Source organism: Geothrix terrae (assembly GCF_022808775.1).
In the GTDB taxonomy this organism is placed as follows: Bacteria; Acidobacteriota; Holophagae; order Holophagales; family Holophagaceae; genus Geothrix; species Geothrix terrae.
In genome coordinates this window covers 545,082-566,274 of sequence record NZ_JAKZLA010000002.1, presented here as the reverse complement: position 1 = coordinate 566,274, position 21,193 = coordinate 545,082, and the positions used below count along the sequence as shown (strand labels likewise).

Here is a 21,193-nt window from a genome sequence, read left to right as displayed (position 1 = left end):
CTGGGTTGATTCCCTGATTTTTGGATTCCGCAGGGTGCGAATACACGGTGCCAGCCTCAGGCTCCTGATGGGAAAAGGGGGCGGGGCAGAGCCCTTGAAGCCTGGGGTGCTGGGATGGCGGGAGAGACATCATCAAACACAACTCCGCTGGTGGGCGGGTTGCGCCTTGATCGGGATGGGATCTATCGATATCGATTTATGCGCGAGGGGAGGATCCACCAAGGCAGTACCGGGCTTAGTGATTTCATGGGTGCAACGCAGCGCCTTGGTGAAATTCGTATCAGGTTGATGTCGGAACGACGGGATCAAGGATCTCAAGCCAAACCCGCGCCGACATTTGGGGACGCCTACTACTTCTGGCTAAAGGTCATGGGACCTCGTGTGTCCTGGAAGTCCGTCCAGATGATGGAAAGCCACTGGCGGCAAACATGGCATCAGTGGCGCGATCTGCATCTAGAAGATCTTCAACCTGTCCTCGATGCCCATTACAACAAATGCCGGACCAAATACGCGCAGTCCACGATGGCCGCGCACTTCAACCGGATCAGCGCCATCCTGAAATTCTCGGGTGAGCGGGGGCTTCACCGCATCGAATTCGATCTCCCAAAGATCAAGGTCCCCCACACACCGAAACTGGTGCTGACAGAGGAACAAGTGAAAGTGTTCTTCTCTCATCTGGACCAGTTCGCAAACCTGCACCAGAGCGTGATGGTGAGAACGATGTACTACCTTGGTCTTCGGGAGCAGGAAGCCTATCGACTTCGGTGGTCCTGCTATGACGATAAGCACCAGACCTACACCATCGATCAGCAGAAAAGCGGAGAGGTCTCAGTGCTTCCAGTAATGGAGGAGATGGCTGATTGGTTTGCTCGCCTTCCACGTTTGGGTGTCTACATGTGTCCCCGGGACAAACGGGACGAGCCACATGGTTCGAAGTACACCACTCGTCCTTTCAAGCGAGCGGTCGCAGAGATGGGACTCCCCAGTACCTTTTGCCATCACCGCCTTCGAGCAACACTGGCCACGGTTCTGGTCAAGAAGGGAGTGCCGCTGGAGTTGATCCGGAAGCTGCTTCGCCATGCGAGCGTTGAAACCTGCGTGGCCTGGTACATCGAGACAGATATTCAGGACATGCGTAGTGCGCTGGCGAATCTCTCATAAACTGTTTGGCTCTCCCTCGCGATGGATGGCTACCTCGCCTCGGAAGAATCTCCGTAGGTCTATCTCCTTGATTGGCTTGAGCCGAAGGGAACACCTAAGAAGGAGATCGAAGGCTTCCTTGCTGCCAGTCGAATAGGTCTGAACGCCTGGGAGAACCTCTTGGTGGATATCGCGGAACCTCTGCTCGATCCCACCCGGGGTTCCGATCCTCCCGGCGAGTTCGAATTCGCTAAGGTCTATCCCAAGGTCTTCGAGCATCGCAAGGCGCCAGCGTAAGCGAAGAGATTGAGCGACCCGGTAGTGAGGAAGGCCAAGACGCTGTTGTAGCTCGATAGTCGATAGGTGGATGCCGACCGTGAGCCACCAGGCCGATAGGAACACGACCTTCAAGGGGGTGTGGAGGCCATCAAGAAGGGTTCCCGAGGTGGGCGAGAACTGGGCGCGGCACTTCCGGCATATCAGTCGCCGACCACGAGATGGGCGCCATGGAGGCTCCGTTGGGTAGCACTGTGGCCTTGGACAACCTACCCCTTGGGGCCATCGCAGCCTCTCTAGGTAGGCCTGACAGGCCAAGTCGTTGGGAAACCGGCGCTCGAACTGCTTGAGGCTCAAGAGCATGGCTTCATCGAACTCCGTCAGTGATAGGGACAGGAGGCGCGAGGCTACCCGCCATGATAGGTGGCACGAACAGCCTAGCCATATTTGGCATAAATATAAATAAATATTTATTTTAGATGTTCATAGACTCTGAATTCAGGTGCCCAAAGGTTAGCAAGCCCAGCGCGGGATCACCCCGCCCGCTGAAAGGGCTTGAAGATGGGCTACACCTGGATCCCCTCTGGGGCGACACCTGCGTTCCTGCAATGGCACTTGTGGATTCGGGAAGGGAGGGGCCGAAGGATCGAATACCGGCTGGACGCTGGATCACTCATCCACGATCCAATCGTTCAGGCCGCCCGCCTGAAGGAGGGATACACCCTTAGGCGCATCGGCCCTTACTTCCACCGCGACACCATCCTCGGGAAGCATTGCGAATGGTGGATGGCGAGTGCGCATCACCTGAACGCCGGGGAGGGGAGATTTGCCGCCGATGCTGGGGTGAAGATGCTTTGCGACTCTGGCGGGTGGCAGATCAAGTCAGGCGCTTCCGATTATGTGGATCCTCACAAAGTCATCGAGGTCTACAACGCCTGCGCTGACGCTGGGATGGCCCTTGATTACCCACCTCGTAGGGATGTGGACACTACCTCAGAGGTCTTCCGCATCCTGGCGAAGATCCAGAAAGGGCACAACGGCATCTTTCTGGCCAAGAGGCGAGAGGGCTTGGAGCTGATCAATGTAGCCCACGGCGTTACAGGCGATCAGTGGCGTTCTTGGATCGAGTACGTCAATGCTCCTGCCGCCTTTCAAGGCTGGGCGATCTCCGAGGACTCGAATATCGACCCCCACTGCATGCTGAGAGGGGCCGCCGTCCTCTACCGAGACTTTGGCGTACGCGAACAGCGGGTGCATCTCTTCGGGATCAGCGGCCCACTTCAAATTCCAGTGGCAGCTTGGCTTGGGCGCTACTTCCCGAACCTGACTTCGGATTCCAGCAGCTGGCAGGGAGGGCGGTTCGCCTCGTACTTGTACAACAGCCATGGTGCCCTGCGGACCTTGAAGATTGGCCGCAAAGACCCAGAGGTCGCAGATGGCGATGCGCTGAATGACTATTGCCAATGCGAGTTCTGCTCCGTCCTGGGGAACTTCGGCGCGTACCGAGCCCCCGGAGCCTACCCGGCGCTCAGTGCTCACTCTGTGATCGCCATCCAGTCTTCAGTCGCCTTGTGGAATGACCTCGCGACCAAGGTCGGAAGGGCAGAGTACGAGCGTGAGATCCGAGATCGCTTCAGCTATCCAGGCCGTAAGCGAAAGATGGACCGGCCAGCCAAGATCATCCGGCAGTTGGACTATCTCGAAGAGGCGATGGCCAAGGGGCCGGAAGCGGCTGATCGGTTGATGGCAAGGTCACGCGGCCTCAAAGGCGCGGCCTAGACCCATGGCTTCGATCTTCGACAGGTCAGGGCACCCGTCCTGCTGGAGTGCCGCATCTGTATGCGTACGAGGTCCGCCTGCACTCAGACAGAACTGCAATTCCACTCAGACCAGCTTAATAACCCAGCAGGTTCCGGGCTGTCCGGACCAAGGAGGAAAGACATGAAACACCCTAAGAAACTCAACCCCATCACCGCACTCCGATCCCTCGAGAGTGAAATCCGAGGTTACCGTTGGATGGCCAAGCAGCTCGAAGCCGAACGGGACTTCATCGCGAACCTTCTCGGTGTTCAGCCTCGTGACGATCGCGGCCGGTTTCTCTCTCTCCGCCGGAAATGATGGTCATGGCTGATGAAGGGTAGGGAAAGCCGGGTGGACCTGCCCACGCGCAGACCACTCGACTGCTCGCTACTGGTGCCGGGGCCACCCCCCTGTGGGAAAAGGGGGGTGGCCTCGACCCGCCTTTTGCGGCCCCATGGCCCTGGGGTGAATGATGCCCATCCAGGCGAAGAAGGATTCCGGTCTCAAGGATGGACTTCGTCTGCGCCGAGGCATCTACCACTTCCGGTTCATGTATCACGGGAAGTTGAAGACTGGTTCGACAGGCTGCCGGGACCTCAGGTCTGCCAAGGCGTACCTGCTGAAGCTGCGTTCAGCCCTGGCCTTGGAGTCCATCGATGTCCGGACGACATCAAAGGCCACCTTCCAGGAGGCCTTCGACCTGTATCTCAAGGTTCAAGCTCCGCGTCTAGCCGCGAGGACGGTTCGCCTCTTCCGTAGCAATCACCAGCACCACTGGTCGCACTTTCAAGATGCACCACTCAAGGATATGCAGATGCACTTGGACGAACTCTTCCCAAGGCTTGTAGCGAAGATGAAGCCTGGGAGCCAGAGGCTGGTATTCGCAAGGCTGAGAAGTGTCCTTGAACTCGCCCGGAAGCGTGGGCTTCACAACACACCGCTGGAGTATCCCACTATAGATGTTCCCCGAGACCCCAAGCAGGTGCTGAGCGAAGAGCAGGTAGAAGTCTTCTTCACTCATGTGGACCGGATCGGAAGCCTTCACGCCCAGATCATGATCCGCAGCCTATTCTATCTTGGCCTTCGAGTGTCCGAGGCCCAGCGCCTTCACTGGGACGACTACGACGAAGATGAGATGACCTATCGCATCGACGAACGCCAGAAGAACGGGAAGATCCTCTACCTGCCGGTCCTTCCCGAGATGGCCGAATGGTTCGCAAAGCAGCCCCGGAAGAAAGGGGAGCTGATGTGCCCGGGACGATGGGGGCGTCACAACACCAGGTACACCGATCTCGTGGTCAAAGCCGCTTCGAAGTCCATGGGGCTAGAGGTGCCAATGACTCACCATCGTCTGCGGGCTAGTCTCTCGACTTCGCTGCTTCGAAGAGGGGTTCCCCTTGCTGTGGTTCAGCGTATCCTTCGCCATGCTGATCCTGCCACGACCACCAAGTACTACTGGGAAGAGGGCCTACAAGACATGCGGGAAGGATTGATGGTGCTTTCCAAGGTTAATGGCTTGCCACTGGATGAGGGTCGCCATGTTAGCTAAGGCGGCCAAAGGCTCAGGCCCCTGCCACCTGGACCCTGGCTCTCGCCCCTGGACCCCCCGGCGTCTATCCCTGATGCCAGGGCCTCCCGTCAGGCGCCAGGCGGGATTTGGCTTCATCGAACGACGAGGGAGAAAATTCACGGACTTCTCCCTCAACACCTGGCTCGGGAAGTCACAAACCCACGGAAATAACTCGAAGAGGCCCCAAAACCCTGGGTTGGCGGATTCCCAGGAGAAGCACACGGTGGCGCGGCTCATCGGCGCGCCGCCGGGCTATGTGGGCTACGAGGAGGGCGGCCTGCTGACGGATGCCGTGCGGAAGCAGCCCCACGCTGTGCTGCTCCTGGACGAGCTGGAGAAGGCCCACCCGGACCTCTTCGGCATCCTGCTCCAGGTGATGGACCACGCCGCGCTCACGGACAGCCACGGCCGCAGCGCGGACTTCCGCCACACGGTGCTGGTGATGACCACCAACGTGGGCGCCCGCGAGCTGTCGGCCCGGCAGGTGGGCTTCGCCGAGGCCGGCGGCCGGCGCTCGGCCACTGGCACCATCGAGAAGGCCTTCAGCCCCGAGTTCCGCAACCGCCTGGACGCCATCCTCCAGTTCGCGCCCCTGGGCCGGCGGGAGATGGAGCGGGTGGCGGACAAGCACCTGCGGGAGCTGGAAGAGCAGCTCAGGGAGAAGGGGGTCAGCCTCGTCTGCACGCCCCCGGCGCGGGCCTGGCTGGCGGAGAAGGGCTACGACCCGGCCTTCGGCGCCCGGCCCATGGCGCGGCTCATCGAGCGCGAGCTGCGCCGGCCCCTGGCGGAGGCCATCCTCTTCGGGCCCCTGGCCAAGGGCGGCACAGCCACCGTGGACCTCAAGGACGGCCGGCCGTGCCTGTCTTTCGGCTGACGAAGGCGCTGGTCTTCCCGGACCCGGAGCTGGCGGAGGATGGGCTGCTGGCCATCGGCGGAGACCTCAGCGTGCCGCGCCTCCTGCTGGCCTACCGCAGCGGCATCTTCCCCTGGTACGGCGAGGGCGATCCGCTGCTCTGGTGGTCACCAACCGAGCGAGCCCTGCTGCGCCCCGGCCACCTGCACCTGTCGGCCCGCACCCGCCGGAGCCTGCGCCACCGCCCCTTCGAGATCCGCTTCGACGCGGCCTTCGAGCGAGTCATCGGGCACTGCTCCGCCGTGCCGCGCCCGGGCCAGGACGGCACCTGGATCACGCCGGAGATGCGCGAAGCCTACGTCGCATTGCACCGTGCGGGCCACGCCCACAGCGTGGAGGCCTGGCGGGACGGCGAGCTGAAGGGCGGCCTCTATGGTGTGTCCCTGGGCGGCGCCTTCTTCGGCGAGAGCATGTTCAGCCTGGAGCCCGAAGCCAGCCGCGCCGCCCTCCAGGCCCTGGACGCGCGATTGAAGGCCTGGGGCTTCGCCATGATCGACGGCCAGCTGCCCCACGAAGGCCTGAGGGGCTATGGCTTCCAGGTCGTGCCCCGCGCCCTGTTTCTGGCGGAGCTGGCGGAGGCGCTCCGCGCGGAGGGCCGGCCGGGGAGTTGGTCAGGCGCCTGACCGGCTCTCCACCGACCGCAGTCGGATCAGGCTGATCTCGCCCCGCCGCCACAGCCGCATGCGCGGGCCCCAGGTGCCGGTGCCACGGCTGACGATCAGGGTCATGTCCCCCACCTGGGCCCGTCCGGACAGGGTTGGATAGACCCTCCCCACGAGGGTTCCGAAGGGCCAGATCTGGCCGGCGTGCGTGTGGCCCGAGAGCATGAGCCCCACGCCCGAGCGGGCCGCCAGCTCCAGTTGGGTGGGCCGGTGGGACAAGAGCACCAGGGCGCCGGCCGGGCGCTCCCGGGGCACGGTCCAGGCGGCCTGGCGGAGGCTCCGGCCCGCGTCCGCCCGGCCGGCCAGGACCAGCCCGGGCACGGGGCTGGCGAGGGCGTTCCGCAGGACCCGCACCCCCGCCGCTTCCAGGGGGGCCCCGGCAACGCCGTAGTGCTCGTGGTTCCCATCCACCCCCCAGACGCCCAGCGGGGCATGCAGGCCGCCCAGGGCCTGGATCGCGCGGGGGTCGGGCCGGCCGTGTCCCTCGAAGACGTCCCCGAGGAGCACCACCAGATCCGGCCTCAGGGCCTGGACCTGCGCCACCCGGGCCGCCAGCCAGTCCGGCCCCAGGATGGCGCCCACATGGAGGTCCGACAGGGCCGCCACCACCAGGCCATCCCGCTCCGGCGGCAGGCCGCGCAGGCCCACCTCGTAGGCCACGATCTCGGGCGGGCGCAGGCCCTGGACGGTCGCGAGGCCGGCCAACCCGAGGCTGGCCAGGAGGGCCCACCCGCGCAGGCGGGGCGCCGCGGCGCGGAACCACAGGCCGAACCCCGTGGCCAGGTCCACGGCCAGGAGGCCGGCGAAGGCGAGGAAGAGGAGGCCCAGCACGGTCATGCCCGCGAGGGCCACCCAGCCCGCGCCGGGGAAGGCGGCTTCATGTCCCAGGATCCCCCCGGCGAGCATCAGGACCCAGGCCCCCGCGAAGGCGGCCCCGAGGTGCCGCCGCGACCAGCGTGTGAACCAGGGCACCGAGGCGGTGCGCCAGGCCACGTGGGCCAGTACCAGGGCCGAGACCAGGAGGAGGAGGCCGATGAACATGGCTCAGCCTCCGGCCGGGGCGGCTCGGTGCCTCAGGAGCTTGAAGGCCTCGAACCAGAGGATGCTGGCGAAGCCCACCCCCAGGGCCAGCGGGACATCCAGGCCATGCAGGGGGGCGAAGTGGAAGAGGCGCTGGGCCACGGGCCAGGCGAGCACCAGAGCCAGGCAGGCGGTGGTGCCCCCCAGCACCCACCAGAGGGCGGGGTTGGGGCTCCGCAGGCTGCCGAGGATGCTCCGCGACCAGGACCGGTTGGCCAGGATGATGGCGAGGAAGGACGCCACCAGGCCGGCGAAGGTGAGGGCGCGCGCCGCGTCATGGCCATGGGTGGGCCGGGCCAGGAGGTAGACCGCCACGCAGGCGGCCAGGGCGGTGATTCCCTGGAGCAGGGCCAGCCCGGTGGCTTTCAGGCTGAACAGGCGCTCCTCGGGATCCCTGGGCGGCCGGCGCATGACGTCGGGTTCGGCTGCCTCCGCCTCGAAGATCAGCGTGCAGGAAGGATCGATCACCAGCTCCAGGAAGACGATGTGGACCGGAAGCAGGAGCAGGGGCCAGCCGAGGAAGACCGGCAGCAGGGACAGCCCGGCGATGGGGATGTGCACGGCGAGGATGAAGGCCACGGCCTTGCGGATGTTGTCGAAGATGCGCCGGCCCATCCGGACGGCGGCCACGATGGAGGAGAAGTCGTCGTCCAGCAGCACCAGGTCGGCGGCCTCCCGGGCCACGTCCGTTCCCCGGCCCCCCATGGCCACGCCGATGTGGGCGGCCTTGAGGGCCGGGGCATCGTTCACGCCGTCGCCCGTCATGGCCACCACCTCGCGGTTGGCCTTGAGGGCGGCGACGAGGCGCAGCTTCTGCTCGGGCACCACTCGGGCGAAGACATTGACCGCCCGGATCCGCGCCGCGAGGTCTGCATCGCTCATCTGGTTCAGCTCGGGCCCGGTGAGGACCTGCTCGGGGTGGGCGATCCCCGCCTGCCGGGCGATGCTTTCAGCGGTCAGAGGGTAATCGCCGGTGATCATCACCACGCGGATGCCCGCCGCATGGCATTCCGCCACCGCGGCGGGGACCGTGGGGCGCACCGGATCCTCCAGCCCCAGCAGGCCCACGAAGCCGAGGTCCAGGTCGTGGTGACCCTCCGGAAGGTCGGCGGCGCCGTAGCGGCCCCGGGCGACGCCCAGGACGCGCAGGCCCTGGGCAGCCAGCTCCGCCACGCGGGCGTCCACCTGGGCGCGGCGGTCCGGGGGCAGGTGGCAGAGGTCCACCACGGCTTCGGGGGCCCCCTTGGTGGCGACGACGACCTGACCATCGCCACAGTCCCACGCGTGGGTGACAGCCAGCAGGTCCGGCATCAGCGGGTATTCCCGGGCCAGGGACCAGTCCGGGTGCAGGTGCTCGGTCTCCATCAGCCAGGTCTTCCCGGCGGCGTGGAGGGCCCGCTCCATGGGATCGAAGGGATCCTTCCGGCTGGCCAGGATGGCGTATTCCATCAGCTCGTGGACCGGCTCGGGAAGGTCCGGTCCGGTCCTCGCCAGGTCCTCGGAATGACCCGACACGTCCAGCCGCCGGAGGGTCATCTGGTTGAGGGTCAGGGTCCCGGTCTTGTCCACGCACAGGACAGTGGCCGCGCCGAGGGTTTCGATGGCGGGCATGCGCCGGGTGAGGACCCGATGGCGGGAGATGCGCCAGGCGCCCAGGGCCAGGAAGACCGTGAGCACCACGGGGAATTCCTCGGGGAGCGTGGCCATGGCGAGGGCGATGCCGGCGAGCAGGCCCTCCTTCCACACCTCCAGGCCGCCGCCCCGGGTCAGGCCGTAGAGGACCACCACCGTCACGCAGGCGCCCAGGCTGAGCAGGGCGAAGGTGCGCACCAGCCGGCCCGTCTCCCGCTGGAGGAAGGTGGATTCCGGCTCCACCTGCTGCAGGGCCCTGCCGATCCGGCCGAGCTCCGTCCGGAGGCCGGTGCCCAGGACCTCGGCCACGCCCTGGCCCGCGGTCACCAGCGTGCCCGAGAAGACCGAAGGCAGGTCGTCCCCGCCCGGGGGCTCCATGGCGCGGGCCTCGGCGGAGGCCGCCTTGCGGACGGGCACGGACTCGCCGGTGAGGAGGGATTCGTCCACGGACAGGTGGAGGCCGGCGCGCAGGAGGGCGTCCGCGGGCACCCGGTCGCCCTCGACCAGGACGAGGATGTCGCCGGGCACCACCTCGCGGCCCGGGATGCGGCGCTGCCGGCCGTCCCGGATCACCAGGGCCCGGGGGCTGGAGAGATCCCGCAGGGCCTCCAGGGCGTGTTCCGTCCGCCGCTCCTGGACGATGGTGATGCCCATGACCACGAAGACGAAGCCGAGCAGCATCGCCGCGTCCCCGTGCTCACCCATCAGCAGGTACAGCGCCCCCGCGGCGACGAGCATGATGAACATGGGCTCCCGCACCACCTCCCACGCGATGGCCAGGAAGCCGCGCCGGTCCCGGGAGGGCAGCTCATTGGGTCCGTGGCGCTCCAGGCGAAGCCGCACCTCGGTTTCGGAGAGGCCGGCAAAGCCCTCCAGGTCGAGGCCGGACGGTCGATGGATGCGAGCTTCGGCAGTCATGGGATCACCGAGGATCCGCTGGGTCCACGCATGGAGCACGGACCGGTCCCCATCACCTTAGCCCCGCTCCGGCGTGAACGCCGAAGGGAAATCGCTCGCCGACCGCCTCGGCGGTCCGTGGGGTTATTCGATGGGCAGCCGCGCCGTCATTCGATGGGCAGTCGCCCTTGGCCCAGCCGGATGATGGCCGGCACGTGGAGGTCGTCGTTGCCGCCGGGCAGCTCGCCGCTGGGCGTGGGGGCCTGGGGCAGGAGGCGGGTGGGGGTCGGGCCCTGCTCGCTGGCGGGCACCTCGCCGTAGACCCGGCCGCTGGGGCCGTTCACGGGGAGGATGGCCTGGCCGTTCACGGGCAGGATGGCCTGACCGTCCACGGGTTGAATCCCGGCGGCGACCTGCGTCGGCGCGGCGGCCTCCGCGGCCCCGGCCAGGTTCAGGCTGTGGCGGCGGTCCTGCAGCAGCTTGTCCTCGCCATCGAAGCCGCTGGCCAGGACGGTGACCAGCACGCGGTCCTCCATGCCCTCGCCCTCCACGGTGCAGGCCTTGATGTCCGGGCGGCCGTTGTAGTGCTCCTGCAGGTAGTTCATCGCCGTCTCGATGGCGGAGGCCTCCATGACCTCCCAGTCGGCGGTGATGGACACCATGACGTTGGCGGCGGCGCCGGTCTGGGCGCGCTCCAGCAGGGGGCAGGCCAGGGCCTTCTTGAGGGCGTCCATGACGGCCTCCTCGCCGCGGCCCGCGCCGGTGCCGATGAGGGCCTCGCCGCCGTCCCGCAGCACGGCCTCCACGTCCGCGAAGTCGCCGTTGATGATGCCGGGCTTGAGGATGAGGTCCGCGATGCCGCGCACGCCCTGGATGAGCACGCCGTCCGCCACGCGGAAGGCCTCCTTCATGGTCACGCGGGCGTCGCAGACGGCCTTCAGGCGCTCATTGCTCACCACGATGACGGTGTCGGCGGTCTCCCGCAGGTTGGCGAGGCCGGAGAGGGCTAGGTCGCCCTTCTTGCGGCCCTCCCAGGCGAAGGGCGTGAGCACCACGGCCACGGTGAGGGCGCCCAGCTCCCGGGCGAAACTGGCCAGCACCGGCGCCGCGCCCGTGCCCGTGCCGCCGCCCATGCCGCCGGTGATGAAGACCATGTCGGCGCCCTGGAGGGCCGCTAGCACTTCCTCGCGGCTCTCCTCGGCGGCCACGGCGCCGCGCTCGGCGCTTCCGCCCGCGCCCAGGCCCCGGCTGCTCTGGGGGCCCAGGGGCAGCTTCAGGTGGGCCTTGCTCTGGGAGAGGCTCTGCTGGTCCGTGTTCATGGCGATGAACTGCACGCCGGTCACACCGCTCTCGATCATGCGGTTGATGGCGTTGCAGCCCGCGCCGCCCACGCCCAGCACTTTGATGTTGGCGCCGGGAAGGCTGTGGGGGCAGGGGAGGAAGGGGGTCTCAGACATCGGAACTCCCGAGTGGGGCATCACGGAGGACAGGCACTAGAAGAGTTTCTTGAAACGGCCGAGGAAACCGTCTCCCCGGTCCTGCTTGCCGCGGGTCTCGCTCATGTCCCGGGCGAGGGATTTCACCGCGCCCAGGGCATTCACGAAGTAGGGGTTGCCGGTGGCCTGGGGCAAGCCGGAGACGCCGATGATGCGGCCCAGCACCACGCGGGGCCGCCCGAGGATGGTCTGGGCGAGGATGGCCAGGTGGGTGAGGAGGGCGCCGCCGCCCACCAGGTGGACGCCGCCGTGGATCTCGTGCATGAGGCCCGTGCGACCCATTTCGGCCAGCACCAGGTTGAGCAGCTCCGCGGCCCGGGCCTGGAGCACCTCCGCGATCTCGCGGCGGGAGACCAGGCGGCCCTCCTCCTCGAGCTCGATGGATTCCTCGGGGGGCACGTGGTTGTGCAGCACGGTGCCGAAGCGGATCTTGATGCGCTCGGAGGCGGCGATGCCGCCCAGGTGCTTGGTGATCTCCAGGTCGCGGGTGAAGTGCATGCCGCCGATGGGGATCACCGCGGAATGGAACAGGGTGCCGTGCAGGAAGATGCCCAGGTGCGTGAGGTGCTCGCCGATGTCCACCACCACGGCGCCGTTCTCGCGGTCCTCGCGGCTCAGCACGGCCTCGGCGCTGGCCAGGGGCGAGTACATTAGCTCCGCGCCGTGCAGGCCGGCGTTCTTCAGCGCCAGCTGGATGTTCATGATGACGGGGCTGGGAGCCACGATGATGCGGACCTCGGCTTCCAGCGACTCACCGAACATGCCCACGGGATTGCGGATGTCCCGCTGGCCCTTGATGTGGAACATCTGGGGGATGCGGTGGAGGACCAGCTCCTCCTTGGCCAGCTTGCAGCCGTTGGTGGCCTGCTCCAGCACGCGGTCGCGGTCCGAGGCGGTGATGATCTTGTCGCTGCTGCTGATGGTGATGGAATCGCGGAGGTTCTCGCCCTTGAACTGGATGCCGTCCACGGCCACGCGGATGCCATCCACCTTGGTCTGCCCGGCCGTGTTCATGGCCTCTTCCACGGCGCGCACGACCGCGCGGGTGCAGAGGTCCATGTCCGTGATCTGGCCCTGCGTGAAGCCGCCCTGCGGGGAGGCCTGTCCCGTGCCCGTCACATTCAGCGTCCCGTCTTCTTCCTGGACGGCCACCACCGCCACCACTTTGCTTGCACCGAGGTCGAGGCCTAGGAGAACGGCACGCTGAGGCATGAAGATCCTTTTCCTTGCTCTAGGTTTACACCACTTCCGTGCCAGGTTCGAGCCTTTGCGCACGGAAAAAACGCCGCTTTCTTCCCCGGCAGGTCAGCGTGGCGTCTTGACGCCGGCCGGGGCATCCTCGGGTTCCCCCACGGCGACCTCCTCGTCCCAGCGCAGGTCGATGTACCGGAGCCGGGCCAGATCCGGCCGCTGGGACAGGCGGTCGACGAACAGGCCCTGGAAATTGGGCACGTTTTTCGTCACATCCTGGCGGGACAGGTAGATCGGGGCCGGAAGGCCCTCGATGTAGGCCACAGGCCCCTTGGGGCTCCAGCGGAGCTCGGTCACCCGGTCGTAAAACCCCGCCTGCTTTTCCCTCAAAACCCGTGCGGCGCTCACGAGCCGGGCCAGACCCTGATCCGTCTGACTGGCGGGATCCACCACGACCGGAATGGGACTTAGGTTCGCCTGATTGACCCGATCCAGGAGGATGCCGTCATCGGACACGAGGAACACGCCGTTGCTCCGCACCAGCCAGAGCACGGGCCGCCGCTCTTCGACCACGAGGCTGAGGCGGTCGGGGGGGTCCTTCCGGATCTGGAGGTTCCGCACCCAGCGCTTGGCCTCGATCCGGGTACGCAGGTCCTCCGCGTCCAGCCAGAAGAGGGGCTTGCCCAGGGCCAGCTTCTCCGCCAGGGCCTGGATCTCCGCCTGGCGCTCGCCCCGGCAGCCGCTCACGTTCACCTGCTCGATGGTGAGCTTCTGGAGCCCGAGATACCGCGTGCCCAGCTCCATCAGCGCCCAGGCCCCCCCGCCCAGCACCGCCACCGTGAGCCCGGCCCGCACCCAGGGGAACCAGGGGCGCTTGGGGCGGGTGCGGGGGAGCATGGACATGGGGGTCAGTCTACCGCCTGGAGGCAGTGGCCTGGAGGACCTGGAAGCCTCCTATATCCTCTAGGACCTGGGAGGGTGCTGCATGGCCTCGATCGCCCCCGGGGGCATTCCGGATTTCCTCGATTCGCTCTTTCGAGAGGAATCGCGCCGCATCCTGGCCTCCTTGATCCGGCTGCTCGGGGATTTCGACCTGGCCGAAGACGGCATGCACGATGCCTTCGCAGCCGCCCTGGAAGCCTGGCCCAGGGACGGGGTGCCGGACCATCCCCGCGCCTGGCTGGTGTCCACCGGACGCTTCAAGGCCATCGACCGCCTGCGGCGGTCCGCACGCTTCAGCACCTCGCTGGAGACGCTGGCGGAGCTGCCCGGCGAGGACCCGTCGGAATGGGGTGAGGAGGAGGGCGTCGAAGATGACCGCCTGCGGCTCATCTTCACCTGCTGTCACCCGGTCCTGCCCCCGGAAGCCTGCACCGCGCTGACCCTCCGGGAAGTGTGCGGCCTGACGACGGAGGCCATCGCGCGGGCCTTCCTCACCGCCCCGTCCACGCTGGCGCAACGGATCGTCCGCGCCAAGGCGAAGATCCGCGAGGCGGGCATTCCCTATGAGATCCCCAGCCGCACCGACCTGCCGGGCCGGCTGGACGCGGTGCTGAAGGTCGTCTACCTGGTGTTCAACGAAGGCTACTCCGCCTCCTCGGGAGAGGCGCTGACGCGTCCGGACCTCTCGGGCGAGGCGATCCGCCTGGGACGGCTGCTCCTCGAGCTGCTGCCCGATCCAGAGGTGATGGGCCTCCTCGCCCTCATGCTGCTGCAGGAGTCCCGGCGGGCCGCGCGGGTCTCGCCGGAGGGGGACCTGGTGCTGCTGGAGGACCAGGACCGTTCCCGGTGGGACCGGGGCTTGATGGCCGAAGGAAAGACGCTGGTGGACCAGGCCTTGGCCTCCCGCCGGGTGGGCTCCTACACGCTCCAGGCCGCCATCGCCGCGATCCACGCGGAGGCTGCCGAGGCCCCGGCCACGGACTGGACCCGGATCGTCGGGCTGTACACCCTCCTGGCCCGGGTGGCGCCTTCCCCCGTGGTGGACCTCAACCGGGCGGTGGCGGTGGCCATGCGGGACGGCCCCCAGGCCGGGCTGGACCTCACCGACGCCCTCCTGGCGCGCCGCGACATGGCGGAGTACCACCTGGCGCACGCGGTTCGCGCGGACCTCTGCCGCCGCCTGGGGAGGACGGAAGAGGCGCTCGCCTCCTACCGCCAGGCCCTGAGCCTGGTCCAGCAGGGGCCCGAGCGGCGGTTCCTCGAGCGGCGGGTGGCCGAGCTCCAATCGTGACCCTCGTTGTCGGCGAGCCGCTGTCCCAAAAGATCTCCACGAAGGACACGAAGCGGAAAGCAGAGACCACGAAGTCAGGCCCACCGCCCGAGCAGGGATGTCGCGATGGGTCGAGCTCCATTCGCGCCCTTCGTGCACCCGCAGGGTGCCTTCGTGTCCTTCGTGGAGAGCTTGTCTGGCTGGGGCTCGTCGACAACCGAAACTATTTCTGCGCCCCTGTCGAAAAGGGTCCTCCCCGAACGACCAGGGAATGAAGGCGGTCAGAACGACCTCCCATAGGAGCCACCCATGAAATACATCTGCTTCGGGTACCTCGACGTCCAGCAATGGTCGACCCTCTCCCAGAGCGAGCAGAACGCCAGGTTCGACGCGTGCTTCACCTACGATGAGGGCCTCAAGAAGGACGGCCACTGGGTCGGCGGGGAGGGGCTGCAGGGCCCGGATACCGCCGTCATGGTGCGTCTCGAGCAGGGCAAGGTGTCCGTGACGGACGGCCCCTATGCCGAGACCAAGGAACTGCTGGGCGGCCTCCTGATCCTGGAGGCCAGGGATCTCAACCACGCCATCCACCTGATCTCGAACCACCCGGGCCTGAAGATGGGGCCTTGGGAGATCCGGCCGGCAGCGGACCTGGACCAGATGATTCGCGAAAGCGAGGCACGGCGTGCCAAGGCCAAGGGGAAACCTGCTTCCTGAGCAGGGCGCATCAGGCCCGCCAAATCTCCACTTCGGATTCCAACTCCCTGCCTTGGTTTGCGTGCACTTTCTTCTGCACGCGGATCATGAGTTCAACGAGTTTTTCCTTGCCGTAATCCCGAGCTTGCATGGCATCCAAACATACGAGAGGAAAATCATGAGCAAGGTATTTGTGAACATCGCGCTTAGCCTCGATGGCTACATGGCGCCGGAAGGAATGACCATGGAGAATCCCGCGTATAAGAACTGGGGTGCCAAGTGGGGTGCGCTGATGGCTTGGCTCATCAATCAACAGTACTTTCGCGAGAACCTCCTCAAGCTCGAATCAGGAGGAGAAACCGGACCGGTCAATGACCTGGTTCGCAGGACCACCGAGCGCATCGGTGCCAACATCATGGGCAAGCGGATGTTCGACCAAGGCGAGCGCGCCTGGCCAGAAGAGGCTCCGTTTCACACACCGGTATACGTTCTTACCAATGAGAAACGCGAGCCCTGGATGCGCCCCGGTGGCACGACCTTTTTCTTCGTCAATGAAGGGCCAGAGCGCGCCCTAGAACTGGCTCGGGAATCCGCAGGCAGTCGTGATATTCGTGTCGCGGGTGGACCGGATGTGATCCAGCAGTATCTGAACCTAGGTGTCGTTGATGAGCTGGAAATCGCCTTGGCACCCGTGTTTTTCGGCGGCGGGCGGCGTCTCTTCGAGAACCTAAGCGAGCCCGGGCCGCAGTTTCGCATAGACAAGGTTCTTGATGGTCCAGCCGCCACACACCTGCGCTATGTCCGTCAGTGAGGGCGGCCTAACCCCGCTTAACTGGCCATCAGATCTCGAGGCGCTGGCCGTTGGAGATCAAGGGTGCTCCCGCCAGATCTCCACTTCGGGTTCCAGCTCCACGCCATGCCTTTCCCGCACCCTCGTTCGCACCTGTTCCATCAGCTCGGCGAATTCGGTGGCGGTGGCGTGGCCGTGGTTCACCAGGAAGTTGGCGTGCTCGGGGCTCACCTCGGCGTCGCCCACGCGCAGGCCCTTGAGGCCCGCTTGGTCGATGAGGCGGCCGGCGCTCTGGCCCGGCGGGTTCTTGAAGATGCAGCCGGCATTGCGCTTCGACAGCGGCTGGCTGGTGCCGCGCTTGGCCCGGTACTCGGCCACCTGGGCCCGGATGGCGGCCGGGTCGCCCTCCACGAGCTGGGCCGTGGCGGAGAGCACCACCCGGCCTCCGGTAAGGAAGCTCCAGCGGTAGCGGAACTCGCCGGGATCCGGCGCCTTCTCCACCAGCTCGCCCTCGGGCGTGAGGAAGCGGTATCGCACGAGCACATCCACCCACTCGCGGCCGTAGGCCCCGGCGTTCATGCGGATGGCCCCGCCCAGGGAGCCAGGAATGCCGCTGGCGAACTCCAGGCCCGACAGGCCGGCGGCGGCGGCGGCCTCCGCCAGGGCGATGTGGCCGTGGCTGGCCGGCGCGGTGATCCGCGTGCCGTCGCGCTGCGCGGTCTTCGGCAGGGCGAGCCGCAGCACCGGCGTGTCGATATCGCCCAGCACCACCAGGTTCGAGCCGCCGCCCAGCACCCGCCAGGGCAGGCCCTCGCGGGCGCAGGCCCGCACGAAGGCCTGGGCCTCGGCCTCCGTCGTGGGCTCGAAGAGCCAGCGGCAGAGCCCGCCCACGCCCAGCGTGGTGAGGCGCGCGAAGGGCACGTCCCGGCGGTGTGGGACCTTCAGCAGCTCGTCGGGCAGGGGGCGCGTCACGGGTCCAGTATGGACGAAGGCCTCAGGCCTCAGGCCCCTCGATGGGCGGCTGGAGGGAGGTCAGCACCATCTCCAGCAGGCCGTCGATCATGGTGCGGAGCTCGTCGGCGTCCTTGGCGGACTCCTTGAAGCCGTGGACGGCGCGGGTGAGGACGCGGGCGATCTGCTCGGGGGGCAGCGCTTTCGCGGGCGCCGTGGCGCTCAGGGGCGCGAGGATGCCCGCCAGCTCGGCCTCGAAGGTGGCGATGGCCTGGTCAATGGCCGCCTTGGCGAAGGCGAGGCCGCCGTGGAGGGGCTCCCGCAGCTCCGGCGAGGCCTCGAAGAACCCGAAGGGACGCACGGCCCAGAGGTCGAAGGCGAAGCGGAGCTTCTCCAGGGGCGTGGGCCGGGCGTTCAGGCCCTGCCGGATCTCCTCCAGCGTGCGGGTCGTGAAGGCCCGGAGGACGGCCTCGAAGACCTCCTCCTTGTTGCAGAAGACCAGGTAGAGGGCCGGCCGGGACATGCCCGCGGCGGCGGCGAGATCGCCCATGGTGGTCCGCCGGTAGCCGAAGCGGAGGAACACGGATTCAGCGGCCTCCAGGACCCGGGCCTTCTTCTCGTTTCCCATGAAAAGAGTATTGACAAAATTTGTCCGATTGTCAATATTGGCCTTCTGACATTATTAGTCATTATGTCAAATCAATCGTGGAGCACGACATGACTCGAGAAGATTGGACTTGGGCCCAGGTCCCCGATCAGACCGGGCGGGTGGCGGTGGTCACGGGGGCCACCTCCGGCACCGGCTTCGAGGCGGCCCGCATCCTGGCGGCGCGCCGGGCCACGGTGGTCCTGGCCTGCCGGAACCAGCCCAAGGCGGAGGAAGCGGCCCGGCGCATCCAGGCCCTCCATCCCGGGGCCCGGGTGGAGGTACAGGCCCTGGACCTGGCTTCCCTCGCCTCCGTGCGGAGGGCCGCCGCGGAGCTCCAGGCCCGCTTCGACCGCCTGGACCTGCTCCTCAACAACGCCGGGGTGATGATCCCGCCCTACGGGAAGACCGAGGATGGCTTCGAGACGCAGCTCGGCACCAACCACTTCGGCCCCTTCGTGCTCACGGGCCTCCTGCTGGAGCGCCTGATGGCCACGCCAAGCTCCCGGGTGGTGACCATGAGCAGCATCGCCCACCGCTCAGGGCGCATCTACGCCGACGACATGGACTTCGACGGCGGCTACCGGGCCTGGGCCGCCTACGGCCAGTCGAAGCTGGCCAACCTCCTCTTCGCCTTCGAGCTGGACCGACGCCTGGAGGCGGCGAACTCGGGCACGCGTTCCCTGGCCGCCCACCCCGGCTGGGCGCGGACGGAGCTGCAGCGCCACGCGGAGCAGAGCTGGTGGGCCCCGTGGCTCAGACGCTCGGGGCTCCTGAAGGGATTCGAGGCGTGCTTCAGCCAGGACGCCTTCGGCGGGGCCCAGCCGCTGGTAAGGGCCGCCACGGACCCCGCGGCCCAGGGCGGTGAGTACTTTGGCCCCTCGGGCTTCCAGGAACTGAAGGGGCCCCCGGTGCGGGTGCGGTCCACGGCCCGCTCCCGGGACGAGGGCCTTCAGCGCTGGATGTGGCGGCGCTCCGAGCAGCGCACGGGGGTGGTGTATCCCATCTGAACGTCTCCGCAAAGCCGGGGCCCTGCTCCTCGCCGCCGCCGTGGCGGGGGGCTTCCGGGCCGCCGGCTCCTCCCCCGGCTTCCTCAGGAGTCCCCGCATGGACCGATCCCCCCAATCCCCCCAGTGGCGCGATGGGCGCTTCCGCAACCCCCAACCCATCTGGAACGATCCCTGGGGCGCCCTCGCCGCCATGGTGCGGCGGGACCCGAACGCGAGCCCCCGGGCCGAGATCTCCGTGGTCCACCCCACGCGGGCCGAGCTGGCCGCAGACGCCCCCACGGGCCTGCGGGCCACCTGGCTGGGCCACTCCACGGTGTACCTGGAGGTGGACGGCACCCGCGTCCTCACGGATCCCGTGTGGGGCCCCCGGGCCTCGCCCCTGGGCTGGGCCGGGCCCCGGCGCTTCTACGCGCCCCCCATCCCCCTGGAGGAGTTGCCCGTGCCCCAGGTGGTGGTCCTCTCCCACGATCACTACGACCACCTGGACCGGGACACGATCCGCCGCATCAAGGACTGGGACACGCGCTTCCTGACCCCCCTGGGCGTGGGCGCGCGGCTGGTGCGCTGGGGCGTGCCCGAGGCCCGCATCACGGAGCTGGACTGGTGGGAGTCGGCGCGGGTGGGCGACCTGGAGGTGGTGCTGGTGCCGGCCCGCCACGCCTCCGGCCGGGGCCTGCGGGACAAGGACCGGACGCTCTGGGGCGGCTTCGCGTTTCTCGGCCCCCGCCACCGGGTCTACTTCTCCGGCGACACGGGCATGTTCCCGGGCCTGGCGGACATCGGCGAGCGCCTGGGCCCCTTCGACCTGGCCATGATCGAGGCGGGCGCCTACAACCCGGCCTGGCCGGACTGGCACCTGGGCCCCGAGCAGGCCGTGGCGGCCCACCGGATGGTGCGGGGCCGCGTGCTCATTCCCCTCCACTGGGGTCTCTTCAACCTGGCGGCCCACGGCTGGACGGAACCCGTTGAGCGGGTGCGGGCGGCGGCGGACCCCGCGGGCATCCCAGTGGCTCTGCCCCGGCCCGGCGAGGGATTCGAGCCCGGCGGCCTCCTGCCGAGCCAGCGCTGGTGGCCCGCGCTGCCCTGGAAGACCGCGGCGGAGGTGCCCGTCCGTGCCACGCTGGATGGGCGGCCCGCCGTCCTCCAGGGAGGTCTTCCATGAAGGTCCTGATCTTCGGCGCCACGGGCATGGTGGGGCAGGGCGTCCTGCGCGAGTGCCTGCGGGATCCCGGCGTCAGCCAGGTGGTGGCCCTCGTGCGTAAGCCTTCGGGCCAGGCACACCCCAAGCTCCGGGAGGTCGTCCACGGGGATTTCTTCGACTACCGGGCGGTGGCGTCGGAGCTGACCGGACTGGACGCCTGCTTCTTCTGCCTGGGGGTGTCGGCGGCGGGCCTGGGCGAATCCGAATACAGCCGCCTGACCCACGACCTCACCCTGGCGGCGGCGGAGGTGCTGGCCCGGCTCAACCCAGCCATGACGTTCGTCTACGTCTCCGGCGCCGGGACGGACAGCACCGAGCAGGGCCGCACCATGTGGGCGCGGGTGAAGGGGCGGACCGAGAACGATCTGCGGCGCCTGCCCTTCAGGGCCGTCTACCTCTTCCGCCCCGGCCTCATCCAGCCGCTGCACGGCATCCGGTCCCGGACGGGCTGGTACCAGGCCATCTACACCGTGCTGGGGCCCTGCTTCCCGCTGCTGCGACGGCTGTTCCCGAAGGCCATCCTCACCACAGAGGAACTGGGCCGGGCCATGCTCCGCGTGGCGCGGGACGGGACGCCGAGCGCGATCCTCGAGGCCGCCGACCTCATCGCCCTCGGGGCGCCTCCAGCGCCAGCAGCCGCGCCTTGACCTCGGGCGATCCGAAGGCGCTCCAGCCGCCGGGCCCGTCCGCCGCCACCACCCGGTGGCAGGGCACGAGGATCAGCACGGGGTTGGCCTTCACAGCCTGGCCCACGGCGCGCGCGGCGCCAGGCCGGCCCGCCAGCAGGGCCACCTCGCCGTAGGTGATCGTCTGGCCGGGCCGGGTGGAGCGCAGCACTTGGGCCACGCGGTGCTGAAAGGGCGCCAGATCTGACAGGTCCAGCGGGATTCTCTGGAGATCCTGTGCCTGGCCAGCGAGATATGACGTGAGCCGGAGAACCGCTTCCAACACCCACCCCGGGGCGTTCTTGGTTTCATGTTCTCCGATTCCCTCTGAGAAGCGTAGTTCGCAGACGCCCGTTCCGGTCCAC

General features: G+C 67.6%; 20 protein-coding genes. 11 read left to right on the top strand and 9 right to left on the bottom strand.

The features are described 5' to 3' along the window. Positions 1 to 114 precede the first annotated feature (114 nt). Positions 115 to 1,161 carry a tyrosine-type recombinase/integrase gene (locus tag MLE42_RS05615; RefSeq protein ID WP_243286894.1) on the top strand — a complete coding sequence of 349 codons (1,047 nt, stop codon included), beginning with the start codon at positions 115 to 117 and terminating at the stop codon, positions 1,159 to 1,161. Here MLE42_RS05615 and MLE42_RS16355 read toward each other — a convergent pair. Beyond that, the gene (locus tag MLE42_RS16355; RefSeq protein WP_420843072.1) at positions 1,156 to 1,779 is read right to left on the bottom strand and encodes a transposase; all 624 of its coding nucleotides are present in this window, start codon (positions 1,777 to 1,779) and stop codon (positions 1,156 to 1,158) included. The genes MLE42_RS05615 and MLE42_RS16355 overlap by 6 nt on opposite strands. A 192-nt stretch (positions 1,780 to 1,971) precedes the next feature. On the opposite strand from MLE42_RS16355, the gene MLE42_RS05610 reads away from it, so the two are divergent. The 4 genes from MLE42_RS05610 to aat all read left to right on the top strand — a co-directional run bounded on the left by MLE42_RS05610 (position 1,972) and on the right by aat (position 6,322). Continuing rightward, positions 1,972 to 3,195, top strand: coding sequence for a hypothetical protein (locus MLE42_RS05610; RefSeq protein ID WP_243286893.1), 1,224 nt, complete (start codon positions 1,972 to 1,974; stop codon positions 3,193 to 3,195). A gap of 493 nt (positions 3,196 to 3,688) precedes the next feature. Then, complete coding sequence (locus tag MLE42_RS05605) at positions 3,689 to 4,765, top strand: tyrosine-type recombinase/integrase (protein WP_243286892.1); 1,077 nt, start codon at positions 3,689 to 3,691, stop codon at positions 4,763 to 4,765. Then, on the top strand, positions 4,728 to 5,660 hold the full coding sequence (locus MLE42_RS05600; protein WP_338029960.1) for an AAA family ATPase: 933 nt from the start codon (positions 4,728 to 4,730) through the stop codon (positions 5,658 to 5,660). Before MLE42_RS05605 ends, MLE42_RS05600 begins: the two co-directional genes overlap by 38 nt. Next, positions 5,642 to 6,322, top strand: a complete 681-nt coding sequence (gene aat / locus MLE42_RS05595; protein WP_243286890.1) for a leucyl/phenylalanyl-tRNA--protein transferase — start codon at positions 5,642 to 5,644, stop codon at positions 6,320 to 6,322. The genes MLE42_RS05600 and aat overlap by 19 nt, the downstream gene beginning before the upstream one ends. Here the strand turns inward: aat and MLE42_RS05590 are convergent. From MLE42_RS05590 to MLE42_RS05570, 5 genes are all read right to left on the bottom strand, one after another. Then, the gene (locus MLE42_RS05590; protein ID WP_243286889.1) at positions 6,311 to 7,402 is read right to left on the bottom strand and encodes a metallophosphoesterase; all 1,092 of its coding nucleotides are present in this window, start codon (positions 7,400 to 7,402) and stop codon (positions 6,311 to 6,313) included. The two genes, aat and MLE42_RS05590, sit on opposite strands and share 12 nt — an antisense overlap. A gap of 3 nt (positions 7,403 to 7,405) precedes the next feature. Continuing rightward, entirely contained in the window at positions 7,406 to 9,991 is a 2,586-nt protein-coding gene (locus MLE42_RS05585) for a cation-translocating P-type ATPase (RefSeq protein WP_243286888.1), read from the bottom strand. 146 nt (positions 9,992 to 10,137) lie between these two features. Next, positions 10,138 to 11,427, bottom strand: coding sequence for a cell division protein FtsZ (gene ftsZ, locus MLE42_RS05580; protein ID WP_243286887.1), 1,290 nt, complete (start codon positions 11,425 to 11,427; stop codon positions 10,138 to 10,140). 36 nt (positions 11,428 to 11,463) lie between these two features. Beyond that, positions 11,464 to 12,678, bottom strand: coding sequence for a cell division protein FtsA (gene ftsA / locus MLE42_RS05575; RefSeq protein ID WP_243286886.1), 1,215 nt, complete (start codon positions 12,676 to 12,678; stop codon positions 11,464 to 11,466). Between the two features lie 93 nt (positions 12,679 to 12,771). After that, the gene (locus tag MLE42_RS05570) at positions 12,772 to 13,560 is read right to left on the bottom strand and encodes a cell division protein FtsQ/DivIB (RefSeq protein WP_243286885.1); all 789 of its coding nucleotides are present in this window, start codon (positions 13,558 to 13,560) and stop codon (positions 12,772 to 12,774) included. Between the two features lie 82 nt (positions 13,561 to 13,642). Between MLE42_RS05570 and MLE42_RS05565 the strand changes: the two genes are divergently transcribed. From MLE42_RS05565 to MLE42_RS05555, 3 genes are all read left to right on the top strand, one after another. Further along, a complete protein-coding gene (locus MLE42_RS05565) occupies positions 13,643 to 14,890 on the top strand; it encodes an RNA polymerase sigma factor (protein WP_243286884.1) in 1,248 nt (415 codons plus the stop codon). 288 nt (positions 14,891 to 15,178) lie between these two features. Further along, on the top strand, positions 15,179 to 15,586 hold the full coding sequence (locus tag MLE42_RS05560; RefSeq protein WP_243286883.1) for a YciI family protein: 408 nt from the start codon (positions 15,179 to 15,181) through the stop codon (positions 15,584 to 15,586). A 157-nt stretch (positions 15,587 to 15,743) separates the two neighbouring features. Next, a complete protein-coding gene (locus tag MLE42_RS05555) occupies positions 15,744 to 16,376 on the top strand; it encodes a dihydrofolate reductase family protein (protein ID WP_243286882.1) in 633 nt (210 codons plus the stop codon). 57 nt (positions 16,377 to 16,433) lie between these two features. On the opposite strand, the gene murB is transcribed toward MLE42_RS05555, so the two are convergent. Together murB and MLE42_RS05545 are read right to left on the bottom strand one after the other, a co-directional pair. Continuing rightward, positions 16,434 to 17,327 carry a UDP-N-acetylmuramate dehydrogenase gene (gene murB, locus MLE42_RS05550; RefSeq protein WP_243286881.1) on the bottom strand — a complete coding sequence of 298 codons (894 nt, stop codon included), beginning with the start codon at positions 17,325 to 17,327 and terminating at the stop codon, positions 16,434 to 16,436. Positions 17,328 to 17,349: 22 nt separating this feature from the next. Further along, positions 17,350 to 17,934, bottom strand: a complete 585-nt coding sequence (locus MLE42_RS05545) for a TetR/AcrR family transcriptional regulator (protein ID WP_243286880.1) — start codon at positions 17,932 to 17,934, stop codon at positions 17,350 to 17,352. 89 nt (positions 17,935 to 18,023) lie between these two features. On the opposite strand from MLE42_RS05545, the gene MLE42_RS05540 reads away from it, so the two are divergent. The 3 genes from MLE42_RS05540 to MLE42_RS05530 all read left to right on the top strand — a co-directional run bounded on the left by MLE42_RS05540 (position 18,024) and on the right by MLE42_RS05530 (position 20,810). After that, the gene (locus MLE42_RS05540; protein ID WP_243286879.1) at positions 18,024 to 18,962 is read left to right on the top strand and encodes an oxidoreductase; all 939 of its coding nucleotides are present in this window, start codon (positions 18,024 to 18,026) and stop codon (positions 18,960 to 18,962) included. 97 nt (positions 18,963 to 19,059) lie between these two features. After that, a complete protein-coding gene (locus MLE42_RS05535) occupies positions 19,060 to 20,124 on the top strand; it encodes an MBL fold metallo-hydrolase (protein WP_243286878.1) in 1,065 nt (354 codons plus the stop codon). Then, on the top strand, positions 20,121 to 20,810 hold the full coding sequence (locus MLE42_RS05530) for an NAD(P)H-binding protein (protein WP_243286877.1): 690 nt from the start codon (positions 20,121 to 20,123) through the stop codon (positions 20,808 to 20,810). The genes MLE42_RS05535 and MLE42_RS05530 overlap by 4 nt, the downstream gene beginning before the upstream one ends. On the opposite strand, the gene MLE42_RS05525 is transcribed toward MLE42_RS05530, so the two are convergent. Continuing rightward, on the bottom strand, positions 20,767 to 21,111 hold the full coding sequence (locus MLE42_RS05525) for a methylated-DNA--[protein]-cysteine S-methyltransferase (RefSeq protein ID WP_243286876.1): 345 nt from the start codon (positions 21,109 to 21,111) through the stop codon (positions 20,767 to 20,769). The two genes, MLE42_RS05530 and MLE42_RS05525, sit on opposite strands and share 44 nt — an antisense overlap. Positions 21,112 to 21,193: the final 82 nt, after the last annotated feature.

Excerpts from the sequence above, each read along its gene's own strand:
- MLE42_RS05615 (WP_243286894.1), top strand. The coding sequence starts at position 115 with ATGGCGGGAGAGACATCATCAAACACAACTCCGCTGGTGGGCGGGTTG.
- MLE42_RS16355 (WP_420843072.1), bottom strand. The coding sequence starts at position 1,779 with ATGCTCTTGAGCCTCAAGCAGTTCGAGCGCCGGTTTCCCAACGACTTG.
- MLE42_RS05605 (WP_243286892.1), top strand. The coding sequence starts at position 3,689 with ATGCCCATCCAGGCGAAGAAGGATTCCGGTCTCAAGGATGGACTTCGT.
- MLE42_RS05600 (WP_338029960.1), top strand. The coding sequence starts at position 4,728 with ATGGCTTGCCACTGGATGAGGGTCGCCATGTTAGCTAAGGCGGCCAAA.
- MLE42_RS05590 (WP_243286889.1), bottom strand. The coding sequence starts at position 7,402 with ATGTTCATCGGCCTCCTCCTCCTGGTCTCGGCCCTGGTACTGGCCCAC.
- MLE42_RS05585 (WP_243286888.1), bottom strand. The coding sequence starts at position 9,991 with ATGACTGCCGAAGCTCGCATCCATCGACCGTCCGGCCTCGACCTGGAG.
- ftsZ (WP_243286887.1), bottom strand. The coding sequence starts at position 11,427 with ATGTCTGAGACCCCCTTCCTCCCCTGCCCCCACAGCCTTCCCGGCGCC.
- ftsA (WP_243286886.1), bottom strand. The coding sequence starts at position 12,678 with ATGCCTCAGCGTGCCGTTCTCCTAGGCCTCGACCTCGGTGCAAGCAAA.
- MLE42_RS05570 (WP_243286885.1), bottom strand. The coding sequence starts at position 13,560 with ATGTCCATGCTCCCCCGCACCCGCCCCAAGCGCCCCTGGTTCCCCTGG.
- MLE42_RS05565 (WP_243286884.1), top strand. The coding sequence starts at position 13,643 with ATGGCCTCGATCGCCCCCGGGGGCATTCCGGATTTCCTCGATTCGCTC.
- MLE42_RS05560 (WP_243286883.1), top strand. The coding sequence starts at position 15,179 with ATGAAATACATCTGCTTCGGGTACCTCGACGTCCAGCAATGGTCGACC.
- MLE42_RS05555 (WP_243286882.1), top strand. The coding sequence starts at position 15,744 with ATGAGCAAGGTATTTGTGAACATCGCGCTTAGCCTCGATGGCTACATG.
- MLE42_RS05545 (WP_243286880.1), bottom strand. The coding sequence starts at position 17,934 with ATGGGAAACGAGAAGAAGGCCCGGGTCCTGGAGGCCGCTGAATCCGTG.
- MLE42_RS05540 (WP_243286879.1), top strand. The coding sequence starts at position 18,024 with ATGACTCGAGAAGATTGGACTTGGGCCCAGGTCCCCGATCAGACCGGG.
- MLE42_RS05535 (WP_243286878.1), top strand. The coding sequence starts at position 19,060 with ATGGACCGATCCCCCCAATCCCCCCAGTGGCGCGATGGGCGCTTCCGC.
- MLE42_RS05530 (WP_243286877.1), top strand. The coding sequence starts at position 20,121 with ATGAAGGTCCTGATCTTCGGCGCCACGGGCATGGTGGGGCAGGGCGTC.